Raw genomic sequence first — 18,628 nt, 5'->3', positions numbered from 1 at the left:
GTCGTCGTGTCGTCCATCCGGGACCGGGTGAAGCAACTGGTGCCGACCCAGGTGACGAATCGGGTGCGGGAGAGCCTCGTCGACTACGGGGTCCGCACCAGCGACCGGCGTCCGCTGCCGGACTTCCTCATCATCGGCACCAAGCGGGGCGGGACCACCTCGCTGTGGAACTACCTCATCCAGCATCCGCTGGTGCCCCGGCTCTTCCCAGCCTGGAACACGAAGTCCTCGCACTACTTCGAGGAGCACTGGCGGCGCGGCGAGGCGTGGTACCGCTCGCACTTTCCGACCGTGCGCCAGCGGGAGACGCTGGAGAGCCGCCACGGTGGCCCGGTCCGCGTCGGTGAGGCGGCGCCGCTGTACATGTTCCATCCGCTGGCCGCCGAGCGGGTCGCCGGTCTGATGCCCACGGTGAAACTGATCGTGCTGCTGCGGGATCCGGTGGAGCGGGCGTACTCGCACTGGAAGGAGCGGCGCACCAACGGCGTGGAGCCGCTGGACTTCGCCGCCGCGCTGGCCGCCGAGCCGGAGCGTACGGCGGGGGAACGGGAGCGGCTGATCGCCGAGCCGGAGTACTTCAGCGAGCCGTACGACTGGTACACCTATCGGGCCCGGGGGCGCTATCTGGAGCACCTTGAGCCGTGGCTGGAGCGTTTCGACCGCTCGCAGTTGCTCTTCCTGCCCAGCGAGGACCTGTACGGCGACGCGCGGGCCACCTACCGGCGCACCCTGGACTTCCTCGGTCTGCCCGCATTCGACCTGCCCGACTTCAAGGTCTACAACGACCGGCGGTCGGCACCGCTGGAGGCGGACCTGCGCGCCGAGCTGACCGAGTACTACCGCCCGCACAACGAGGCACTGCGGCAGCGGCTGGGGATGTCGCTCGACTGGCCGGACCGGGTCGCGTGACCACGGCCGCCACCACGACGGCCGATCCCCGCTCGCGCGGCGACGGGTTGGGCTGGGTGACCCGGGCGGTCTTCGGCGACGAGCGGATCGCCCTCTCGGTGGACGCCGAGCCACCGGCCGGGCACACGGTGGTGGCCCGGTACGCGGTCGTCCCGTCGGTCGCCCGGGCCCGCTTCCTGCTGCCGTTGGGCGCTCCTCGGGTCACCGCGGCGGCGTTGCTGGCATACAATGCGTTGCGTCCGGCGAAGGTGCGCGCGGTGCGGGCCGCGCTCGGTGCGGCGGCCCGGGTGGGCATCGTCGACCGGGCCTCGTTCCCGGTGCTCACCGTCGCGGTGCCAGCCGGCCTCGCCCCGACCGAGGTGCTGCTGGCCGCCCGGGTCGCCGCCGCGCTCGGCGACGAGCCGCTGTATGCGGCGTGCGGGGTGCGCCCACCGGACCCGAACCACAAGCCGACCCTGCAACTGTTCGACCGCACCGGCGCGCCCCGTGGCTATGCGAAGATCGGCTGGAACGACGCCACCCGGGCACTGGTCACGACCGAGGCGGCGGCCTTGCGGGAGGTGGTCGCGTCGACCGGATCCGCCGGATTCCCGGCGACTCCCCGGCTGCTCACCGAGCTGAGCTTTGCCGGGCAGGTGGTGGCGGTGGTGGAGCCGTTGCCGGCGCGGATCCGGGGCGTACCCGTCGACGGGCCGCCGGAGATCGCGGCGCTGCTCGCGGTGGCGCGCCGGGGTGGTCCGGCGGCCGCGTCCCGGCCGTTGGCCGGTTCGCCGTTCCTGGCCCGGTTGACCGAGCAGGCACACCGTGCCGCCGAGACCGAGGGGGTCGGTGACCACGCGGTGGCCGTAGTCGCCGCGCTGGGTCGCCGGTACGGCGACGTGGACGTGGAGTTCGGTCACTGGCACGGCGACTGGGTGCCGTGGAACCTGGGCCGGCACGAGGGCGAACTGGTCGCCTGGGACTGGGAGCACAGCGGGCCGGAGGTGCCCGTCGGTTTCGACCTGGCCCACGACGCGTTCCAGCGGTCGCTGGTCCTGCGCGGCGAACCGGCCACCGATGCTGCCGGGCAGGTCGACGTGTGGCTGGCCCGGCATGGTGACGCGCTCGGGCTGGATCGGGCCCGGCAGCGGCTGGTCGCCGACGCGTATCTGGTGGAGATGTGGCTGCGTACCTGGCGGCTGGCGGACGCTGGAGCCGGGTGGAATCCGGTGCTGCATCCCGCGCTGCTGGACATCATAGAGAAACGACATAGCGGCTGATCCACCCGGATCACCGCACGGTCGATGCCGGACGGTGACGATAAAGCTCCAGGCAGTGACGGTTGTCCGGCGGGGGTCGGCCGCTCGGTCTACCAGAACCACCACGTACGGAGATCACGTAACACCCGGTCACACCTTTCACCGCCGGGCGACGTGTGGTCTGCTGCTGCGTGGCGCCGACAGGAATTCCAAGCGAACTTGTGGGGAGTCGCGTGGACGTGAAGATCGACGAGCCCGGGTCCGACCAGCAGCCGGTGTTGCTGCTGGTCGGTTCGAGCGGCGGGCACCTGGCCCAGTTGCTGGCCCTGCGGCCCTGGTACGAGACGTGGCGACGGTGCTGGGTCACCTTCGACACACCGGAGGCGGTGTCGCTGCTCGCCGGGGAGGACGTGGTGCCCGCGTACCATCCGACCACCCGCAACATGCGCAACCTGCTGCGCAACGCGATGCTGGCGGCCCGGGTGCTGCGGCGGCGGAGGGTGGCGGCGGTGGTCACCACCGGGGCGGGCGTGGCCGTCCCATTCGTGGTGCTCGCCCGGCTGCGGCGCATCCCGACCGTCTACATCGAGGTCTACGACCGGATCGACACGCCGACGCTGACCGCCCGGCTGTGCCGCCCGTTCCTGTCGGCGATGCTCGTGCAGTGGGAGGAACAGCGCCGCCAGTACCCGGAGGCCACCGTCGTCGGGACTCTGCTGTGAGCGGCACGGCCGGTGACGCCCACCGGGTCGCGCCGGTACGTCCGCGCCCCACCCGGGCCGAGCCGGGCCGGGTGCCCGCGCCGCGCGGGCTTCACCCGGACGGCCGTACCCGCATCCTGGTGGCGGTCGGCACCGACAAGCACCCCTTCGACCGGCTGGTCGAGTGGCTGCGGGACTGGCACGGCGAGGTCGCCGGCGAGGTGGTGCTGACCGTGCAGCACGGGCACACCCGTGCCGACGGGCTGCCCGACGCGGTGCCGTTCCTCGGCCACGCCGAGTTGCAGACCGCGATGGCCGGCGCCGACCTGGTGGTCTGCCACGGCGGGCCGGCCACCATCCTGGAGGCGCGCCGGCACGGGCACCTGCCGATCGTGGTGCCCCGCGACCCGACCCGGGGCGAGCATGTCGACGACCACCAGCTGCTGTTCGCCCGCAGGCTCGGCGCGGCCGGGCTGGTGGCGCTCTGCGAGTCCCGGCAGGAATTGTTCGACGCGCTCGACTCCGGCCGGGCCGACCGCTCCCGGTTCGCGGTGACGGTCGACGCCGAGGCGGCCGAGGGGCAGCGGGCCGCGGTCCGCCGGGTGGGGACGATCGTCGAGGAGTTGGTGGCCGAGGCCGCGCAGCGGCGTCACCGGCCGTGGTGGCGGCCGTGGCGTGGGCCCGGTCCGAACGGAAGGCGGAACCGATGATCTCCTACCCGAGCGTGAGCGCCGTGGTGCCCACCCGGGATCGCCCCGAGCTGCTGCGGGCCGCGGTCCGCGCGATCGTGGCGCAGGACTATCCCGGCCCGGTCGAGGTGGTCGTGGTGTACGACCAGTCCGCGCCGGACCCGTCGTTGGCCGACCTGTCCGGCCCGGACCGGCCGGTACGCGTGGTGACCAACACCCGTACCCCGGGACTGGCCGGTGCCCGCAACTCGGGCACCCTGGCGGCCACCGGTGAGCTGATCGCCTTCTGCGACGACGACGACGAGTGGCTGCCCGGGAAGCTGCGGTCCCAGGTCGACGCGCTGACCGCGGTGCCCGGCGCAGAGTTCGTGAGCTGCGGTATCCGGGTCGCCTATGACGGGCACACCGTCGAGCGGGTGCTGGACCGCGACTCGATCAGCCTGGCCGACCTGCTGCGGGACCGGATGACCGAACTGCACCCGTCGACCTTCGTGATCCGCGCCGCCGCGTTGCGTGACGGGTTCGGGCTGGTCGACGAGGAGATCCCGGGCAGCTACGCCGAGGACTACGAGTTCCTGCTCCGGGCCGCCCGCAGCGCCCCGCTGGTCAATCTGCGCACCCCGTACGTGACGGTGCGCTGGCACAAGCGTTCGTACTTCGCCCAGCGCTGGGACACCATCTCCGAGGCGTTGCAGTGGCTGCTGGAGCGCTATCCCGAGTTCGCCACCCAGCCGGCGGGGGAGGCCCGGGTCGCCGGGCAGATCGCCTTCGCCCGGGCCGCCTCGGGAGACCGTCGCGGTGCCATGCGCTGGGCCCGGCACACCATCCGCCGCAACCCGCGCGAACCCCGGGCGTACCTGGCCCTGGCCGTGGCCGGGCGGGTGGTCCGCGCCGACGCCGTGCTGCGCACCCTGCACAAGCGCGGCCGGGGCATCTGACCGACGGGCCGCCCGCCGCCTCCGGCAGCGCCGTTCGCCGCGTCCGCAGGGCGGGACGCGGCGGGCGGCGCGCGTCGGTGGGCACCCGGCGTGACAGACTGGCCGCTGTGTTGCGCTGGTTGACCGCAGGAGAATCACACGGGCCCGCTCTCGTCGCGTTGCTGGAGGGGGTGCCGGCCGGGATCGAGGTGACCTCCACCGAGATCGCCGGGGAGTTGGCGCGTCGCCGGCTCGGCTATGGCCGGGGTGCGCGGATGTCGTTCGAGCAGGACGAGATCGAGATCATCGGCGGCCTGCGCCACGGCGTGACGCTGGGCAGTCCGGTCGCGATGCGGGTGGGTAACTCCGAGTGGCCCAAGTGGCGCACCGTGATGGCCGCCGACCCGGTCGACCCGGAGGAGCTGGCCCGGCAGGCCCGCAACGCGCCGCTGACCCGGCCCCGGCCCGGTCACGCCGACCTGGCCGGCATGCAGAAGTACGGCCACACCGACGCCCGGCCGATCCTGGAGCGGGCCAGTGCGCGGGAGACCGCCGCCCGGGTGGCCGTCGGCACGGTGGCCAAGGCGCTGCTCCGCCAGGGGATCGACGTCGAGATCGTCTCGCACGTGGTCGAGCTGGGGCCGGTCGCCGTCAAGCCGGGGCTGCGCCCCCGCCCCGAGGACGCCGAGCGCATCGACGCCGACCCGCTGCGCTGCCTCGACCCGGAGGCCAGCGCCCGGATGGTGGCCGAGGTCGACGCCGCGAAGAAGGCCGCCGACACCCTCGGCGGCGTGGTCGAGGTGCTGGCGTACGGCGTACCGCCAGGGTTGGGCAGCCACGTGCAGTGGGACCGCAAGCTCGACGCCCGCCTGGCCACCGCGCTGATGTCGATCCAGGCGATCAAGGGTGTGGAGATCGGCGACGGCTGGCAGCAGGCCCGATCCCGGGGCTCCGAGGCGCACGACGAGATCATGCCCACCGTCACCGGCGTCCGTCGGGTCACCGACCGGGCCGGTGGTCTGGAGGGCGGCATCACCACCGGCGAGCCGCTGCGGGTGAAGGCCGCGATGAAGCCGATCTCCTCGCTGAACCGCGCCCTGGCCACGGTGGACGTGACCACCGGCGAGCCGGCCACCGCGATCAACCAGCGCTCGGACGTCTGCGCGGTGCCCGCCGCCGCCGTCGTCGCCGAGGCGATGGTGGCGTTGGTGCTGGCCGAGGCGGCGGTGGAGAAGTTCGGTGGCGACTCGGTCGCCGAGATGCGGCGTAACCTGGCCGGCTACCTCGACGCGCTGGTGATCCGGTGACCGCTCCGGCCCGCCCGGTCTGCGTCCTGGTCGGCGCGCCCGGCTCGGGCAAGACCACCATCGGGCAGGGGCTGGCGGAGACGCTCGGCGTCGAGTTCCGCGACACCGACGCCGACATCGAGCGCCTCGCCGGCAAACCGATCCCGGAGATCTTCGTCGACGAGGGCGAGTCGCACTTCCGCGCCCTGGAACGTGCCGCGGTGGCCGCCGCGCTGACCTCCTGCTCGGGGGTGCTGGCCCTGGGCGGCGGCGCGGTGCTGGCCGAGGAGAACCGGGCCGCCCTGGTCGGGCACCGGGTGGTCCACCTTTCCGTCGAACTGCCCGACGCGGTCAAGCGGGTCGGTCTCGGTGTGGGGCGGCCCCTGCTGACGATCAACCCCCGGGCCACCCTCAAGCACCTGATGGACCAGCGCCGGCCGCTCTACGCCGAGGTGGCCACCAGCACGGTGGTGACCGACGGCCGGACGCCGGAGGAGATCGTCGCCGAGATCGCGCAGCTGCTGCGCACGGATGGTTAGGTTCCCGCGATGGACGAGGTGACCCGGATCCCGGTCGGCGGCGAACGGCCGTACGACGTACTTGTCGGGCGGGACCTGCTCGACGTGTTGCCGGGGCTGCTGCCCGAGGCCACCCGGGTGGCGGTGCTGCACACCGCGCCGCTCAAGGAATCCGCCGACGCGATCGGCGCCCGGCTGGCCGCGTCCGGCGTGACGCCGCTCGCGATCGAGGTGCCCGACGCCGAGGGCGGCAAGCACGTCGACGTGGCGGCGCACTGCTGGGACCAGCTCGGTGAGGCGGGTTTCACCCGTACCGACGCGGTGGTCGGGCTGGGCGGCGGCGCCGTCACCGACCTGGCCGGCTTCGTTGCCGCCTGCTGGCTGCGCGGGGTGCGCTGGGTACCGGTGGCCACCTCGCTGCTCGGCATGGTCGACGCGGCGGTCGGCGGCAAGACCGGCATCAACACCACCGCCGGCAAGAACCTGGTGGGCGCCTTCCACCCGCCGGTCGGGGTGCTCTCCGACCTGGCCACGCTGGACAGCCTGCCGCCGGCCGAGCTGGCCGCCGGCATGGCCGAGGTGGTCAAGTGCGGTTTCATCGCCGACCCGGCCATCCTCGACCTGGTCGAGCGCGAACCGGCGGCGGCCACCGACCCGACCGGCCCGGTCGTCCGGGAACTCATCGAACGCGCGATCCGGGTGAAGGCCGGCGTGGTCGCCGGTGACCTGCGCGAGTCGGGCGTACGCGAGGTGCTGAACTACGGGCACACCCTGGCCCACGCGATCGAGAAGGTCGAGGGGTACCGCTGGCGGCACGGCCACGCGGTCGCGGTCGGCCTGGTGTACGCCGCCGAACTGGCCCGGCTGGTCGGTCGCCTGGACGAACCCACCGCCCGCCGGCACCGCGACGTGGTGAGCGCGCTCGGCCTGCCCACCGCCTATCCGGCCGACGCCTGGCCCCGGCTGCTGGCCACCATGCGGGTCGACAAGAAGGCCCGGGGCAGCCGCCTGCGTTTCGTGGTGCTCGACGGGCTGGCCCGCCCGGCCATCCTGGAGGGCCCCGACGACGAGCTGCTGCACGAGGCGTACCAGGCGGTGGCGATCCGATGAAGGTGTACGTGCTCAACGGGCCCAACCTGGGTCGCCTGGGCACCCGCCAGATCGACGTGTACGGCGTGACCAGCTACGCCGACCTGGTCGAACTCTGTGAGTCGACCGGACGGGAGCTGGGGATCAGCGTCACCGTCCGGCAGACCGACGCCGAGCACGAGATGCTCGGCTGGCTGCACGCCGCGGCGGACGAAGCCGCCGCCGTGGTGCTCAACCCGGCCGCGTGGTCGCACTACTCGATCGCGGTCCGGGACGCCTGCGCCATGCTGCGCGCCCCGCTGGTCGAGGTGCACATCTCCAACATCCATACGCGGGAGGAGTTCCGGCACCACTCGGTGGTCTCCGCGGTGGCCACCGGAGTCATCTGCGGCCTCGGCGTGGACGGCTACCGACTCGCCCTGCACCACCTCGCCACCCACCGCGACCAGGACGGCTGACGCCACTACGGCGAGGCTGCGCGGTTGAAGCAGAGCCAGAGCAGCGTGGCTGGTGGTCGGTCGGAGCAACGATGCTACTGACCGTGACGATCGAATCGGCCGTTCCGTACCGTCGGCGGCCCGGCGACCGCTGGATCGGGGGTGGTGGGGTGAGCGGGACGGCGGCGGACAGCGGGTCGGGCGGTGGCTAGTAGACTTCCCAGGTCTGTCCGCCAGCTGATGATCAAGGCAGGAAATGGCCACCACCAACGACCTGAAGAACGGCCTGGTACTCAACCTCGACGGGGAGCTCTGGGCCGTCGTCGAGTTCCAGCACGTCAAGCCCGGTAAGGGTGGTGCGTTCGTGCGTACCACGCTGAAGAACGTGCTCTCCGGCAAGGTCGTCGACAAGACCTTCAACGCGGGCACCAAGGTCGAGACCGCGACCGTCGACAAGCGCACCATGCAGTACCTCTACGCCGACGGCGAGGACTTCGTCTTCATGGACATGGAGACGTTCGACCAGATCACGGTGCCCGGCGGGACGGTCGGCGAGGCCGCCAACTACCTGCTGCCCGAGGCCGAGGCGATCGTGGCCACCCACGAGGGCGTCCCGCTGTACATCGAGTTGTCGACCTCGGTCGTGCTGGAGGTCACCTACACCGAGCCCGGTCTGCAGGGTGACCGTTCGACCGGCGGCAACAAGCCGGCGACCGTGGAGACCGGCGCGACCGTACAGGTGCCCCTCTTCATCACCACCGGCGAGAAGATCAAGGTCGACACCCGCGACGGCCGTTACCTCGGCCGCGCCTGATGGCCGAGGGTCCCAAACAGCAGATGCCGGCGCGCCGCAAGGCGCGCAAGCGGGCGCTGGACGTGCTCTTCGAGGCCGACCTGCGTGATCGTCCGCCGGTGGAGGTGCTCGCCGGCTACGTCGAACGGCTCGACAAGCCGCACCCCGAGCACCTCGGGTACGCGGTCGGCCTGGTCGAGGGCGTGGCCGGGAACCTCGACCGGATCGACGAGCTGATCGCCAGCTACGCCGAGGGCTGGACGCTGGACCGGATGCCGACGGTCGACCGAAACCTGGCCCGGATCGCGGTCTACGAGCTGCTGTACATCGACGAGATCGACGACGCGGTGGCGATCAGCGAGGCGGTGGAGCTGGCCCGGCAGATGTCCACGGACGACTCGCCGCGCTTCCTCAACGGGCTGCTCGGCCGGATCGCCGAGTACGCGACCCGCTGAGCGCACCGGCCGACCGGCCGGACGACGACAAAGGGGCCCACGCCGGACGGCAGGGCCCCTTTGTCGTCAGGGGTCAGGAGGCGAAGAACGCCCGCGGGTCGGCGACCAGCACGCCGTGCTCGGTCAGTCGCTCGATCAGGCCGGACGGGGAGGCGTCGTAGACGATGGCGAGGGCACGCAGGTCGTCGGCGCGGATCGACAGCACCCGACCGTTGTAGTCGCCCCGCTGCTGCTGGATGGCGCGGGCGTACCGGGCCACGTAGGCGAGCTCCTCGCTGGCCTCGTCGTAGAGCCGCTCCAGGTCCAGGACGATCTTGCTGGTGGGCTCGTGCCGCACTCCGCTGCCGTCGGGCAGCAACTCCGAGACCGGTACGCGGTAGAACTCGGCCAGCTCGGCGAGGCGGGACACGGTGACGGCACGGTCGCCGCGCTCGTACGAGCCGACCACCACCGCCTTCCAGCGCCCGTTCGACTTCTCCTCCACTCCCTGCAGGGACAGGCCCTGCTGCTGGCGGATGGAGCGCAGGCGGGCGCCCAGAGACTTGGCGTATTCAGAGGGCATTCGGACACTCCCAGTGCTGCTCGGGGTTCTCCCAGCGATCGCTACGGAGCGTGACGGTACGGGGATTCGTACACGCGGTCAAGTGGGTGAGTTCCACCGGTTGCACGCTCCGGGTGAGTTGTCCCGATCTGCCCGCTGAACCGATACTCGCGCGGTGACGCCGTGCGTGGCCGGGACCACTCGCGCCCGAGGGTGGTCGCGGCGACGACCACTGGTAACGTGGCCGAAGCCCCTCCACCGGCCGATCTTGACCGGCTCGGAGTACCCGACGTCCTTTAACGACCCGTCCCGTGAGGCGGGGAAGGAGGTCCGCCGTGGCCTACCCATCGGCTGCCCCGTCGTCGCCGCCGCGACAACCCTCGGTGAAGGTGATCCTGGCCAGCGCCGACGTGCAGCGGGTCGTCGACCGGATCGCGCACCAGATCCTCGAGAAGACCCACGGCGCCGCCGACACCGTGCTGCTCGGCATCCCGACCCGCGGTGCTCCGCTCGCCCGGCGTCTCGCCGCGCGGATCAGCGCCTTCGAGGACGTCTCCGTCCCGGTCGGCGTGCTGGACATCACGCTCTACCGCGACGACCTGCGCCGCAACGCCACCCGGGCGGTCGGCCCGACGCAGCTCCCCGCGGGCGGCATCGACGGCATGCGGGTGATCCTCGTCGATGACGTGCTCTTCTCCGGCCGTACGGTCCGCGCCGCCCTGGACGCGCTCGGCGATCTCGGGCGGCCGTCGTCCGTGCAGCTCGCCGTGCTGGTCGACCGGGGCCACCGGCAGTTGCCGATCCGCGCCGACTACGTCGGCAAGAACATCCCGACGGCCCTCGCCGAGAGCGTCAAGGTCACGCTCGCCGAGACCGACGGCACCGACGAGGTCCGCCTCTACGGGGAGGTACACCCGTGAGCGCGAGGAGTGCAGCGCAGCGGCGCCCCGCAGTAGCGAACGAAAGGTGGCTCTGTTCGTGATCAGGCACCTGCTGTCCGGCGCCGACCTGGACGCCGAGACCGCCACCCAGATCCTGGACACCGCCGGAGAGATGGCCGCGGTGGCCGGGCGTGAGGTGAAGAAGCTGCCCGCGCTGCGCGGCCGGACCGTGGTCAACCTCTTCTACGAGGACTCCACCCGGACCCGGATCTCCTTCGAGGCGGCGGCGAAGCGGCTCAGCGCCGACGTGATCAACTTTTCCGCGAAGGGATCCAGCGTCGCCAAGGGCGAGAGCCTGAAGGACACCGCGCTGACCCTTCAGGCGATGGGCGCCGACGCGGTGGTGGTCCGTCACCCCGCCTCCGGTGCCCCGCACCGGCTCGCCGACTGGGTCGACGGCTCGGTGGTCAACGCCGGTGACGGCACCCACGAGCACCCCACCCAGGCGCTGCTCGACGCGTACACGATGCGCTCCCGGCTGGGCCGGCTGGCCGGCCTGTCGGTCGCGGTGGTGGGCGACGTGCTGCACTCCCGGGTGGCCCGGTCGAACGTGCTGCTGCTGTCCACCCTCGGCGCGAAGGTGACCCTGGTGGGGCCACCGACGCTCATCCCGCGCGACATCGCCGCCGCCCTCGCTCCCGGCACCGGCGTCTGCTACGACCTGGACGCGGTGCTGCCGTCGTCGGACGTGGTGATGATGCTGCGGGTGCAGCGGGAGCGGATGGGCGACTCCTACTTCCCGTCCGCCCGCGAGTACGCGCGCCGCTACGGCCTGGACGGCCCGCGGATGCGCCGGCTTCCGGAGCACGCGATCGTCATGCACCCCGGTCCGATGAACCGGGGCATGGAGATCACGCCGGAGGTCGCCGACTCGCCCCGCTCCACCATCGTCGAACAGGTCGCCAACGGGGTCTCCGTCCGGATGGCCGTCCTCTACCTGCTGCTCGGGGGGAACAACCGGTGAACTCGTACCTGTTCAGGAACGTCAGCGTGCTCGGTGCCGCACCGACCGACCTGCTGATCCGCGACGGCGTGGTCGCCGAGGCCGGCGCGGGGCTCTCCGCGCCGGACGCGCTCGTGGTCGAAGCCGACGGGCTGGTCGCCCTGCCCGGCCTGGTCGACCTGCACACCCACCTGCGCGAGCCCGGCCGGGAGGACGCCGAGACCGTCGAGACCGGGTCGCGGTCGGCGGCGCTGGGCGGGTACACGGCGGTCTGCGCGATGGCGAACACCTCGCCGGTGGCCGACACCGCCGGGGTGGTCGAGCAGGTGTGGCGACTCGGCCGGGAGGCCGGGCTGGTCGACGTGCAGCCGATCGGCGCGGTCACCGTCGGGCTGGCCGGTGAGCGGCTGGCCGAGCTGGGCGCGATGGCCGACTCCGCCGCCCGGGTGCGGATCTTCTCCGACGACGGGCACTGCGTCGCCGACCCCCGGCTGATGCGCCGCGCCCTGGAGTACGTCAAGGCGTTCGACGGGATCATCGCCCAGCACGCCGAGGAGCCCCGGCTCACCGAGGGCGCGCAGATGCACGAGGGCGAGGTCTCCACCCGGCTGGGCCTGACCGGCTGGCCGGCGGTGGCCGAGGAGGCCATCATCGCCCGGGACGTGCTGCTGGCCGAGCACGTGGGCAGCCGGCTGCACGTCTGCCACGTCTCCACCGCCGGCAGCGTCGAGGTGCTGCGCCAGGCCAAGGCCCGAGGGGTACGGGTCACCGCCGAGGTGACCCCGCACCACCTGCTGCTCACCGATGTTCGGGCCGAGACGTACGACCCGGTCTTCAAGGTGAACCCGCCGCTGCGGACCGCCACCGACATCGCCGCCCTGCGGGCCGCGCTGGTCGACGGTGTGATCGACATCGTGGCCACCGACCACGCCCCGCACACGGTGGAGGACAAGGAGTGCGAGTGGGTGTACGCCCGGCCCGGGATGCTCGGGCTGGAGACGGCGCTCTCGATCGCGCTCGACGTGCTCGGCCCCGAGTGGGACCTGATCGCCGAGCGGATGTCCCGTGCTCCGGCGCGGATCGCCGGGCTGACCGAGCACGGGCACGACCCGGCGCCGGGCGCTCCGGCCAACCTGGTGCTGGTCGACCCGGCGGTGCGCCGGGTGATCGAGCCGGCCGAGATGGCCAGTCGCAGCCGCAACACCCCGTACGCCCGGATGACGCTGCCGGGTCGCATCGTGGCGACCTTCCTGCGTGGCGAGGCGACGGTCCTGGACGGAAAGGCAGTCAAGTGATCCGAGCGAGGAACGCAGCGGAGCGGAGTACCGCAGTCCGGATCGGAGACGGGGCATGATCCGAGCGAGGAACGCAGCGGAGCGGAGTACCGCAGTCCGGATCGGAGACGGGGCATGAGTCGTAGGCGTCCCGCGATTCTCGTCCTGGAGGACGGGCGCACGTTCCACGGCGAGGCGTACGGCAGCGCCGGGGAGACCTTCGGCGAGGCGGTCTTCAACACCGGGATGACCGGGTACCAGGAGACGCTGACCGACCCGTCGTACCACCGCCAGGTCGTCGTGCAGACCGCCCCGCACATCGGCAACACCGGCGTCAACGGCGAAGACGACGAGTCGCGACGCATCTGGGTGGCCGGGTACGTGGTCCGTGACCCGGCCCGGGCCAGCTCGAACTGGCGGGCCACCGGTGGCCTGGAGGACCGGCTGGCCACCGAGGGGATCGTCGGCATCAGCGGGGTGGACACCCGGGCGCTGACCCGGCACCTGCGCGAGCGCGGCGCCATGCGGGTCGGCATCTCCAGCGTCGACGACGACCCGCGGGCGCTGCTGGCCCGGGTACGCGAGGCGCCGCAGATGCTCGGCGCGGACCTCTCCGCCGAGGTGACCACGGCGGCGCCGTACGTGGTGCAGGCCGAGGGCGCGCACCGGTTCACGGTGGCCGCGCTCGACCTGGGGATCAAGCGCAACGTGCCGCGCCGGCTGGCCGCCCGAGGGGTGACCACGCACGTCATGCCGGCGCACTCGACCATCGAGGACCTGCTGGCCACCGGGGCGGACGCGGTCTTCTTCTCGCCGGGTCCGGGTGACCCGGCGACCGCCGACGGGCCGGTCGGGCTGGCCCGTGAGGTGCTCGGGCGGCGGATTCCGCTGTTCGGCATCTGCTTCGGCAGCCAGATCCTCGGCCGGGCGCTCGGCTTCGGCACCTACAAGCTCGGCTACGGCCACCGGGGCATCAACCAGCCGGTCCTCGACCGGGTCACCGGCAAGGTGGAGGTGACCAGCCACAACCACGGCTTCGCGGTGGAGGTGCCCGGCGTGACGCCGGGTGCGGTGGTGCCGGACCAGGTGATCGAGACCGAGTTCGGCGGCGTGCAGGTGAGCCACCTCTGCCTCAACGACAACGTGGTCGAGGGGCTGCGGGCCAAGGACGTGCCCGCCTTCACCGTCCAGTACCACCCGGAGGCGGCAGCCGGTCCGCACGACGCGGACTACCTCTTCGACCGGTTCGCCGAGTTGATCGAGGGCCGGACCCACAGCGAGGGGCGTACGAATGCCTAAGCGGACCGATCTCAAGCACATCCTGGTGATCGGCTCCGGGCCGATCATCATCGGGCAGGCCTGCGAGTTCGACTACTCCGGCACCCAGGCCTGCCGGGTGCTGCGCAGCGAGGGGATCCGGGTCAGCCTGGTCAACTCGAACCCGGCCACCATCATGACCGACCCGGAGTTCGCCGACGCCACCTACGTCGAGCCGATCACTCCGGAGTTCGTGGAGCTGGTCATCGCCAAGGAGCGGCCGGACGCCGTGCTGCCCACGCTGGGCGGGCAGACCGCGCTGAACACCGCCGTGGCGCTGCACGAGGCCGGTGTGCTCGACAAGTACGGTGTCGAGCTGATCGGCGCGGACGTCGACGCGATCCGGCGCGGCGAGGACCGGCAGCTCTTCAAGGACATCGTGGCCAAGGCCGGCGTCCGCATCGGGATCGAGGACCCGGCGGGCCTGGTGCCGCGCTCGCGGGTCTGTCACTCGATGGACGAGGTCCGTGAGACGGTCGGTGAATTGGGCCTGCCGGTGGTGATCCGGCCCTCGTTCACCATGGGTGGACTCGGCTCGGGCATGGCGCACACCGACGCCGACCTGGAGCGCATCGCCGGCGCCGGGCTGGACGCCAGCCCGGTGCACGAGGTGCTGATCGAGGAGAGCGTGCTCGGCTGGAAGGAGTACGAGCTCGAACTCATGCGGGACCGGCACGACAACGTGGTGGTGGTCTGCTCGATCGAGAACGTCGACCCGATGGGCGTGCACACCGGCGACAGCGTGACCGTGGCACCGGCCATGACGCTGACCGACCGGGAGTACCAGGATCTGCGTGACCTGGGCATCGCGGTGCTGCGCGAGGTCGGGGTGGACACCGGCGGCTGCAACATCCAGTTCGCGGTCAACCCGGCCGACGGCCGGATCGTGGTCATCGAGATGAACCCCCGGGTGTCGCGTTCCTCGGCGCTGGCCTCGAAGGCGACCGGGTTCCCGATCGCGAAGATCGCCGCGAAGCTGGCCATCGGCTACACGCTGGACGAGATCCCCAACGACATCACCCTCAAGACACCGGCCGCGTTCGAGCCGACGCTCGACTACGTGGTGGTGAAGATCCCCCGGTTCGCGTTCGAGAAGTTCCCCGGCGCGGACCCGGAGCTGACCACCACGATGAAGTCCGTCGGCGAGGCGATGAGCCTCGGGCGCAACTTCACCGAGGCGTTGAACAAGGCGATGCGCTCGTTGGAGACCAGGGCGGCGGGTTTCTGGACCCAGCCCGACCCGGCGGACGCGACGAAGGAGAACACCCTCACCGCGCTGGGCGTGCCGCACGACGGGCGGCTCTACACGGTGGAGCGGGCGCTGCGGCTGGGCGCCTCGATCGCCGAGGTCAGCGCCGCCTCCGGCGGGATCGACCCGTGGTTCTTGGAGGAGATCGCCGGGCTGGTCGAGCTGCGTGCCGAGGTCGTGGCCGCGCCGGTCCTCGACGTCGGGCTGCTGCGCCGGGCCAAGCGGGCCGGGCTGTCCGACCGGCAGTTGGCCGTGCTGCGTCCGGAGTTGGCCGCCGAGGACGGGGTACGCCGGCTACGGCACCGGTTGGACGTGCGGCCGGTCTACAAGACGGTGGACACCTGCGCCGCCGAGTTCGAGGCGAGCACGCCCTACCACTACTCCTCGTACGACACCGAGACCGAGGTCATCGGGTCGGCACGGCCGAAGGTGCTGATTCTCGGTTCCGGGCCGAACCGGATCGGGCAGGGCATCGAGTTCGACTACTCCTGCGTGCACGCGGTGCAGGCGTTGCGTGAGGCGCCGGCCGGCCCGGCCGGGGGCGGTGGCTTCGAGACCGTCATGGTCAACTGCAACCCGGAGACGGTCTCCACCGACTACGACACCGCCGACCGGCTCTACTTCGAGCCGCTCACCTTCGAGGACGTGCTGGAGGTCTGGCACGCCGAGGACACCTCCGGCCGGGAGGCCGGCGGGCCGGGCGTGATCGGGGTGATCGTGCAGCTCGGCGGCCAGACCCCGCTCGGGCTGGCGCAGCGGCTCAAGGACGCCGGGGTGCCGGTGGTGGGCACCTCCCCGGAGTCGATCCACCTGGCCGAGGAACGCGGCGCGTTCGGGTCGTTGCTGGCCCGGGCCGGCCTGCGGGCGCCCGCGCACGGCACCGCCACCTCGTACGAGGAGGCGAAGACGATCGCCGACGAGATCGGCTACCCGGTGCTGGTCCGCCCCTCGTACGTGCTGGGCGGGCGGGGCATGGAGATCGTCTACGACGACGTGACGCTGCGCGACTACATCGGTCGGGCCACCGACATCTCGCCGGACCATCCGGTGCTGGTGGACCGGTTCCTCGACGACGCCATCGAGATCGACGTGGACGCGCTCTGCGACGCCGACGGCGAGGTCTACCTCGGCGGGATCATGGAGCACATCGAGGAGGCCGGCATCCACTCGGGCGACTCCTCGTGCGCGCTTCCGCCGATCACCCTGGCCAGCTCGCACGTGGCCCAGGTCCGCCGGTACACCGAGGTGATCGCCCGGGGCATCGGCGTACGCGGCCTGCTCAACGTGCAGTACGCGCTCAAGGACGACGCCCTGTACGTGCTGGAGGCCAACCCGCGCGCGTCGCGGACGGTGCCGTTCGTCTCCAAGGCCACGGCGGTGCCGCTGGCCAAGGCGGCGGCCCGGATCGCGCTCGGCGCGACCGTCGCCGAGCTGCGTGCCGAGGGGATGCTGCCGGCGACCGGGGACGGTGGCACGCTGCCGCCGGACGCCCCGATCGCGGTGAAGGAGGCGGTGCTGCCGTTCAAACGGTTCCGTACACCGGCTGGCAAGGGGGTGGACTCGCTGCTCGGCCCGGAGATGAAGTCGACCGGAGAGGTGATGGGCATCGACACCAACTTCGGGCACGCCTTCGCCAAGTCCCAGTCGGCCGCGTACGGCTCGTTGCCCACCCAGGGCAAGATCTTCGTGTCGGTGGCTAACCGGGACAAGCGCGGCATGATCTTCCCGGTGAAGCGCCTGGCCGACCTGGGCTTCGAGATCGTGGCGACCAGCGGCACCGCCGAGGTGCTGCGCCGCCACGGCATCGCCTGCGAGCTGGCCGGCAAGCACTACGAGGCCGGTGCCGACGACGACGCGGTCTCGCTGATCCGCTCCGGCCGGGTGGCCCTGGTGATCAACACTCCGCAGGGCTCTGGGGCCAGCGCCCGCTCCGACGGGTACGAGATCCGCAGCGCGGCGGTCACCGCGGACATCCCGTGCATCACCACCGTGCCCGGTGCCGCCGCGGCGGTTATGGGCATCGAGGCCCGGATCCGGGGCGACATGCAGGTACGCCCGTTGCAGGACCTGCACGTCACCCTGCGGGCCCACCGGTGATCTTCGAGCGGACGCTGCGGCGTGGACTGTTCCGCATCGGTGGCGGGGACGCCGAGGCGGCGCACGAGTGGACGCTGCGTCGGCTGGCAACCCTCGCCGGGCGGCCGGTCGCGTTGGCGGCCCTGCGGGCCCGGTACGCGGTGGCCGCACCCCGCACGGTCTTCGGGGTGCGGTTCCCCAACCCGGTCGGCCTGGCCGCCGGGATGGACAAGGACGGCGTCGCCCTGCCGGCGTGGCCGGCGCTCGGCTTCGGCTTCGTCGAGGTCGGCACGGTCACCGCGTACCCGCAGCCGGGCAACCCCCGGCCGAGGCTGTTCCGGCTACCGGACAGCGAAGCCGTGATCAACCGGATGGGCTTCAACAACGCCGGGGCCGAGGCGTTGGCCGCCCGGCTCGCGGCGTTGGCCCGTCCGCTCGGCGTACCGTTGGGCATCTCGCTGGGCAAGTCGAAGGTGACGCCGCTCTCCGAGGCGGTGGAGGACTACCAGGCGTCGTACCGCGCGCTGCGCGGGCACGGCGACTACTTCGCGGTCAACGTCTCCTCGCCGAACACCCCGGGGTTGCGCGCGTTGCAGGACCGCGCCCACCTGGACGCGCTGCTGGCCGCGCTGGTCGGGGAGAAGCCGGTGCTGGTGAAGATCGCCCCGGACCTGACCGACGCGGCCATCGCCGAGTTGCTGGAGGTCTGTCTGGATCGGGGCGCGGCCGGGGTGATCGCGACGAACACCACCCTGGGCCGTACCGGGCTCGCTCCGGCCGACCAGGCCCGATCCGGCGAGGCCGGGGGACTTTCCGGCCGCCCGCTGGCCGACCGGGCCCGGCAGGTGGTGTCCTTCGTGCACGCCGAGACCGGGGGCCGACTGCCGATCATCGGGGTGGGCGGCATCGTCGACCCCGACGACGCCGCCCGGATGTTCGACGCGGGCGCCAGCCTGGTGCAGCTCTACACCGGTTTCATCTACCGGGGCCCGGCCCTGCCCCGTGCGGTCGCCCGCGCGGCGTCGGCCGCCCCGGCTCCGGTCACGACCGGGTCGTGAACCGGACGAGGCGGCGGCGCCGGCCCCGCGCCCGCCGGAGCGGACGGCCACGAACAGCGGGCGCCACCGCCCGCCCACGCCGACCCGCCGCCGTACCCTCGTTCTCCCCAGGACCTCGTGGTGCCTCCATGGCCCGAGGTGCGTTCGTGCGCGGGCACGAGGGCTGCGCGTGCGCGCCACCCGGAAGCGGGGCGGGC

The 18,628-nt window shown here is 72.3% G+C and carries 18 protein-coding genes; 17 read left to right on the top strand and 1 reads right to left on the bottom strand.

The genetic code is table 11. The annotated features are described in order from the left end of the window. Positions 1 to 6: 6 nt before the first annotated feature. The 11 genes from ID554_RS02170 to nusB all read left to right on the top strand — a co-directional run bounded on the left by ID554_RS02170 (position 7) and on the right by nusB (position 9,032). Positions 7 to 909, top strand: a complete 903-nt coding sequence (locus tag ID554_RS02170) for a sulfotransferase domain-containing protein (protein ID WP_117229189.1) — start codon at positions 7 to 9, stop codon at positions 907 to 909. Continuing rightward, positions 906 to 2,168 carry a hypothetical protein gene (locus ID554_RS02165; protein ID WP_117229188.1) on the top strand — a complete coding sequence of 421 codons (1,263 nt, stop codon included), beginning with the start codon at positions 906 to 908 and terminating at the stop codon, positions 2,166 to 2,168. The genes ID554_RS02170 and ID554_RS02165 overlap by 4 nt, the downstream gene beginning before the upstream one ends. Positions 2,169 to 2,386: 218 nt before the next feature. Beyond that, positions 2,387 to 2,869 carry a glycosyltransferase family protein gene (locus ID554_RS02160; protein ID WP_191088853.1) on the top strand — a complete coding sequence of 161 codons (483 nt, stop codon included), beginning with the start codon at positions 2,387 to 2,389 and terminating at the stop codon, positions 2,867 to 2,869. Further along, complete coding sequence (locus tag ID554_RS02155; RefSeq protein WP_396888457.1) at positions 2,866 to 3,558, top strand: glycosyltransferase; 693 nt, start codon at positions 2,866 to 2,868, stop codon at positions 3,556 to 3,558. The genes ID554_RS02160 and ID554_RS02155 overlap by 4 nt, the downstream gene beginning before the upstream one ends. Continuing rightward, positions 3,555 to 4,475, top strand: a complete 921-nt coding sequence (locus ID554_RS02150) for a glycosyltransferase family 2 protein (RefSeq protein WP_117229279.1) — start codon at positions 3,555 to 3,557, stop codon at positions 4,473 to 4,475. The genes ID554_RS02155 and ID554_RS02150 overlap by 4 nt, the downstream gene beginning before the upstream one ends. Before the next feature lie 107 nt (positions 4,476 to 4,582). After that, the gene (gene aroC, locus ID554_RS02145) at positions 4,583 to 5,761 is read left to right on the top strand and encodes a chorismate synthase (protein WP_117229187.1); all 1,179 of its coding nucleotides are present in this window, start codon (positions 4,583 to 4,585) and stop codon (positions 5,759 to 5,761) included. Next, positions 5,758 to 6,279, top strand: a complete 522-nt coding sequence (locus ID554_RS02140; RefSeq protein WP_117229186.1) for a shikimate kinase — start codon at positions 5,758 to 5,760, stop codon at positions 6,277 to 6,279. Before aroC ends, ID554_RS02140 begins: the two co-directional genes overlap by 4 nt. A 9-nt stretch (positions 6,280 to 6,288) precedes the next feature. Next, positions 6,289 to 7,368, top strand: a complete 1,080-nt coding sequence (aroB, locus tag ID554_RS02135; RefSeq protein WP_117229185.1) for a 3-dehydroquinate synthase — start codon at positions 6,289 to 6,291, stop codon at positions 7,366 to 7,368. Next, on the top strand, positions 7,365 to 7,805 hold the full coding sequence (gene aroQ, locus ID554_RS02130; RefSeq protein ID WP_117229184.1) for a type II 3-dehydroquinate dehydratase: 441 nt from the start codon (positions 7,365 to 7,367) through the stop codon (positions 7,803 to 7,805). The genes aroB and aroQ overlap by 4 nt, the downstream gene beginning before the upstream one ends. A gap of 235 nt (positions 7,806 to 8,040) precedes the next feature. Further along, positions 8,041 to 8,598: an elongation factor P gene (gene efp / locus ID554_RS02125; RefSeq protein ID WP_117229183.1), complete on the top strand. Its 558-nt coding sequence runs from the start codon at positions 8,041 to 8,043 to the stop codon at positions 8,596 to 8,598. A 23-nt stretch (positions 8,599 to 8,621) separates the two neighbouring features. After that, positions 8,622 to 9,032 (top strand): transcription antitermination factor NusB, encoded by a 411-nt coding sequence (gene nusB / locus ID554_RS02120; RefSeq protein WP_191088852.1) that lies wholly within the window; start codon positions 8,622 to 8,624, stop codon positions 9,030 to 9,032. Positions 9,033 to 9,105: 73 nt separating this feature from the next. Here nusB and bldD read toward each other — a convergent pair whose 3' ends face one another. Next, the gene (bldD, locus tag ID554_RS02115; RefSeq protein WP_117229180.1) at positions 9,106 to 9,594 is read right to left on the bottom strand and encodes a transcriptional regulator BldD; all 489 of its coding nucleotides are present in this window, start codon (positions 9,592 to 9,594) and stop codon (positions 9,106 to 9,108) included. 314 nt (positions 9,595 to 9,908) lie between these two features. On the opposite strand from bldD, the gene pyrR reads away from it, so the two are divergent. From pyrR to ID554_RS02085, 6 genes are all read left to right on the top strand, one after another. Continuing rightward, the gene (pyrR, locus tag ID554_RS02110; protein ID WP_117229179.1) at positions 9,909 to 10,493 is read left to right on the top strand and encodes a bifunctional pyr operon transcriptional regulator/uracil phosphoribosyltransferase PyrR; all 585 of its coding nucleotides are present in this window, start codon (positions 9,909 to 9,911) and stop codon (positions 10,491 to 10,493) included. A 58-nt stretch (positions 10,494 to 10,551) separates the two neighbouring features. Continuing rightward, positions 10,552 to 11,478: an aspartate carbamoyltransferase catalytic subunit gene (locus ID554_RS02105; protein WP_117229278.1), complete on the top strand. Its 927-nt coding sequence runs from the start codon at positions 10,552 to 10,554 to the stop codon at positions 11,476 to 11,478. Then, positions 11,475 to 12,752, top strand: a complete 1,278-nt coding sequence (locus ID554_RS02100) for a dihydroorotase (RefSeq protein WP_117229177.1) — start codon at positions 11,475 to 11,477, stop codon at positions 12,750 to 12,752. Before ID554_RS02105 ends, ID554_RS02100 begins: the two co-directional genes overlap by 4 nt. Positions 12,753 to 12,866: 114 nt before the next feature. Next, a complete protein-coding gene (gene carA, locus ID554_RS02095; RefSeq protein WP_117229176.1) occupies positions 12,867 to 14,030 on the top strand; it encodes a glutamine-hydrolyzing carbamoyl-phosphate synthase small subunit in 1,164 nt (387 codons plus the stop codon). Further along, positions 14,023 to 17,394, top strand: coding sequence for a carbamoyl-phosphate synthase large subunit (carB, locus tag ID554_RS02090; protein WP_117229175.1), 3,372 nt, complete (start codon positions 14,023 to 14,025; stop codon positions 17,392 to 17,394). Before carA ends, carB begins: the two co-directional genes overlap by 8 nt. Then, a complete protein-coding gene (locus tag ID554_RS02085; RefSeq protein WP_117229174.1) occupies positions 17,391 to 18,431 on the top strand; it encodes a quinone-dependent dihydroorotate dehydrogenase in 1,041 nt (346 codons plus the stop codon). The genes carB and ID554_RS02085 overlap by 4 nt, the downstream gene beginning before the upstream one ends. Positions 18,432 to 18,628 lie beyond the last annotated feature (197 nt).

The organism is Micromonospora craniellae, from assembly GCF_014764405.1.
Lineage (GTDB): Bacteria > Actinomycetota > Actinomycetes > Mycobacteriales > Micromonosporaceae > Micromonospora > Micromonospora craniellae.
The sequence above is the reverse complement of the archived record's forward strand: the minus strand, read 5'-3'. Positions and strand labels throughout refer to the sequence as shown.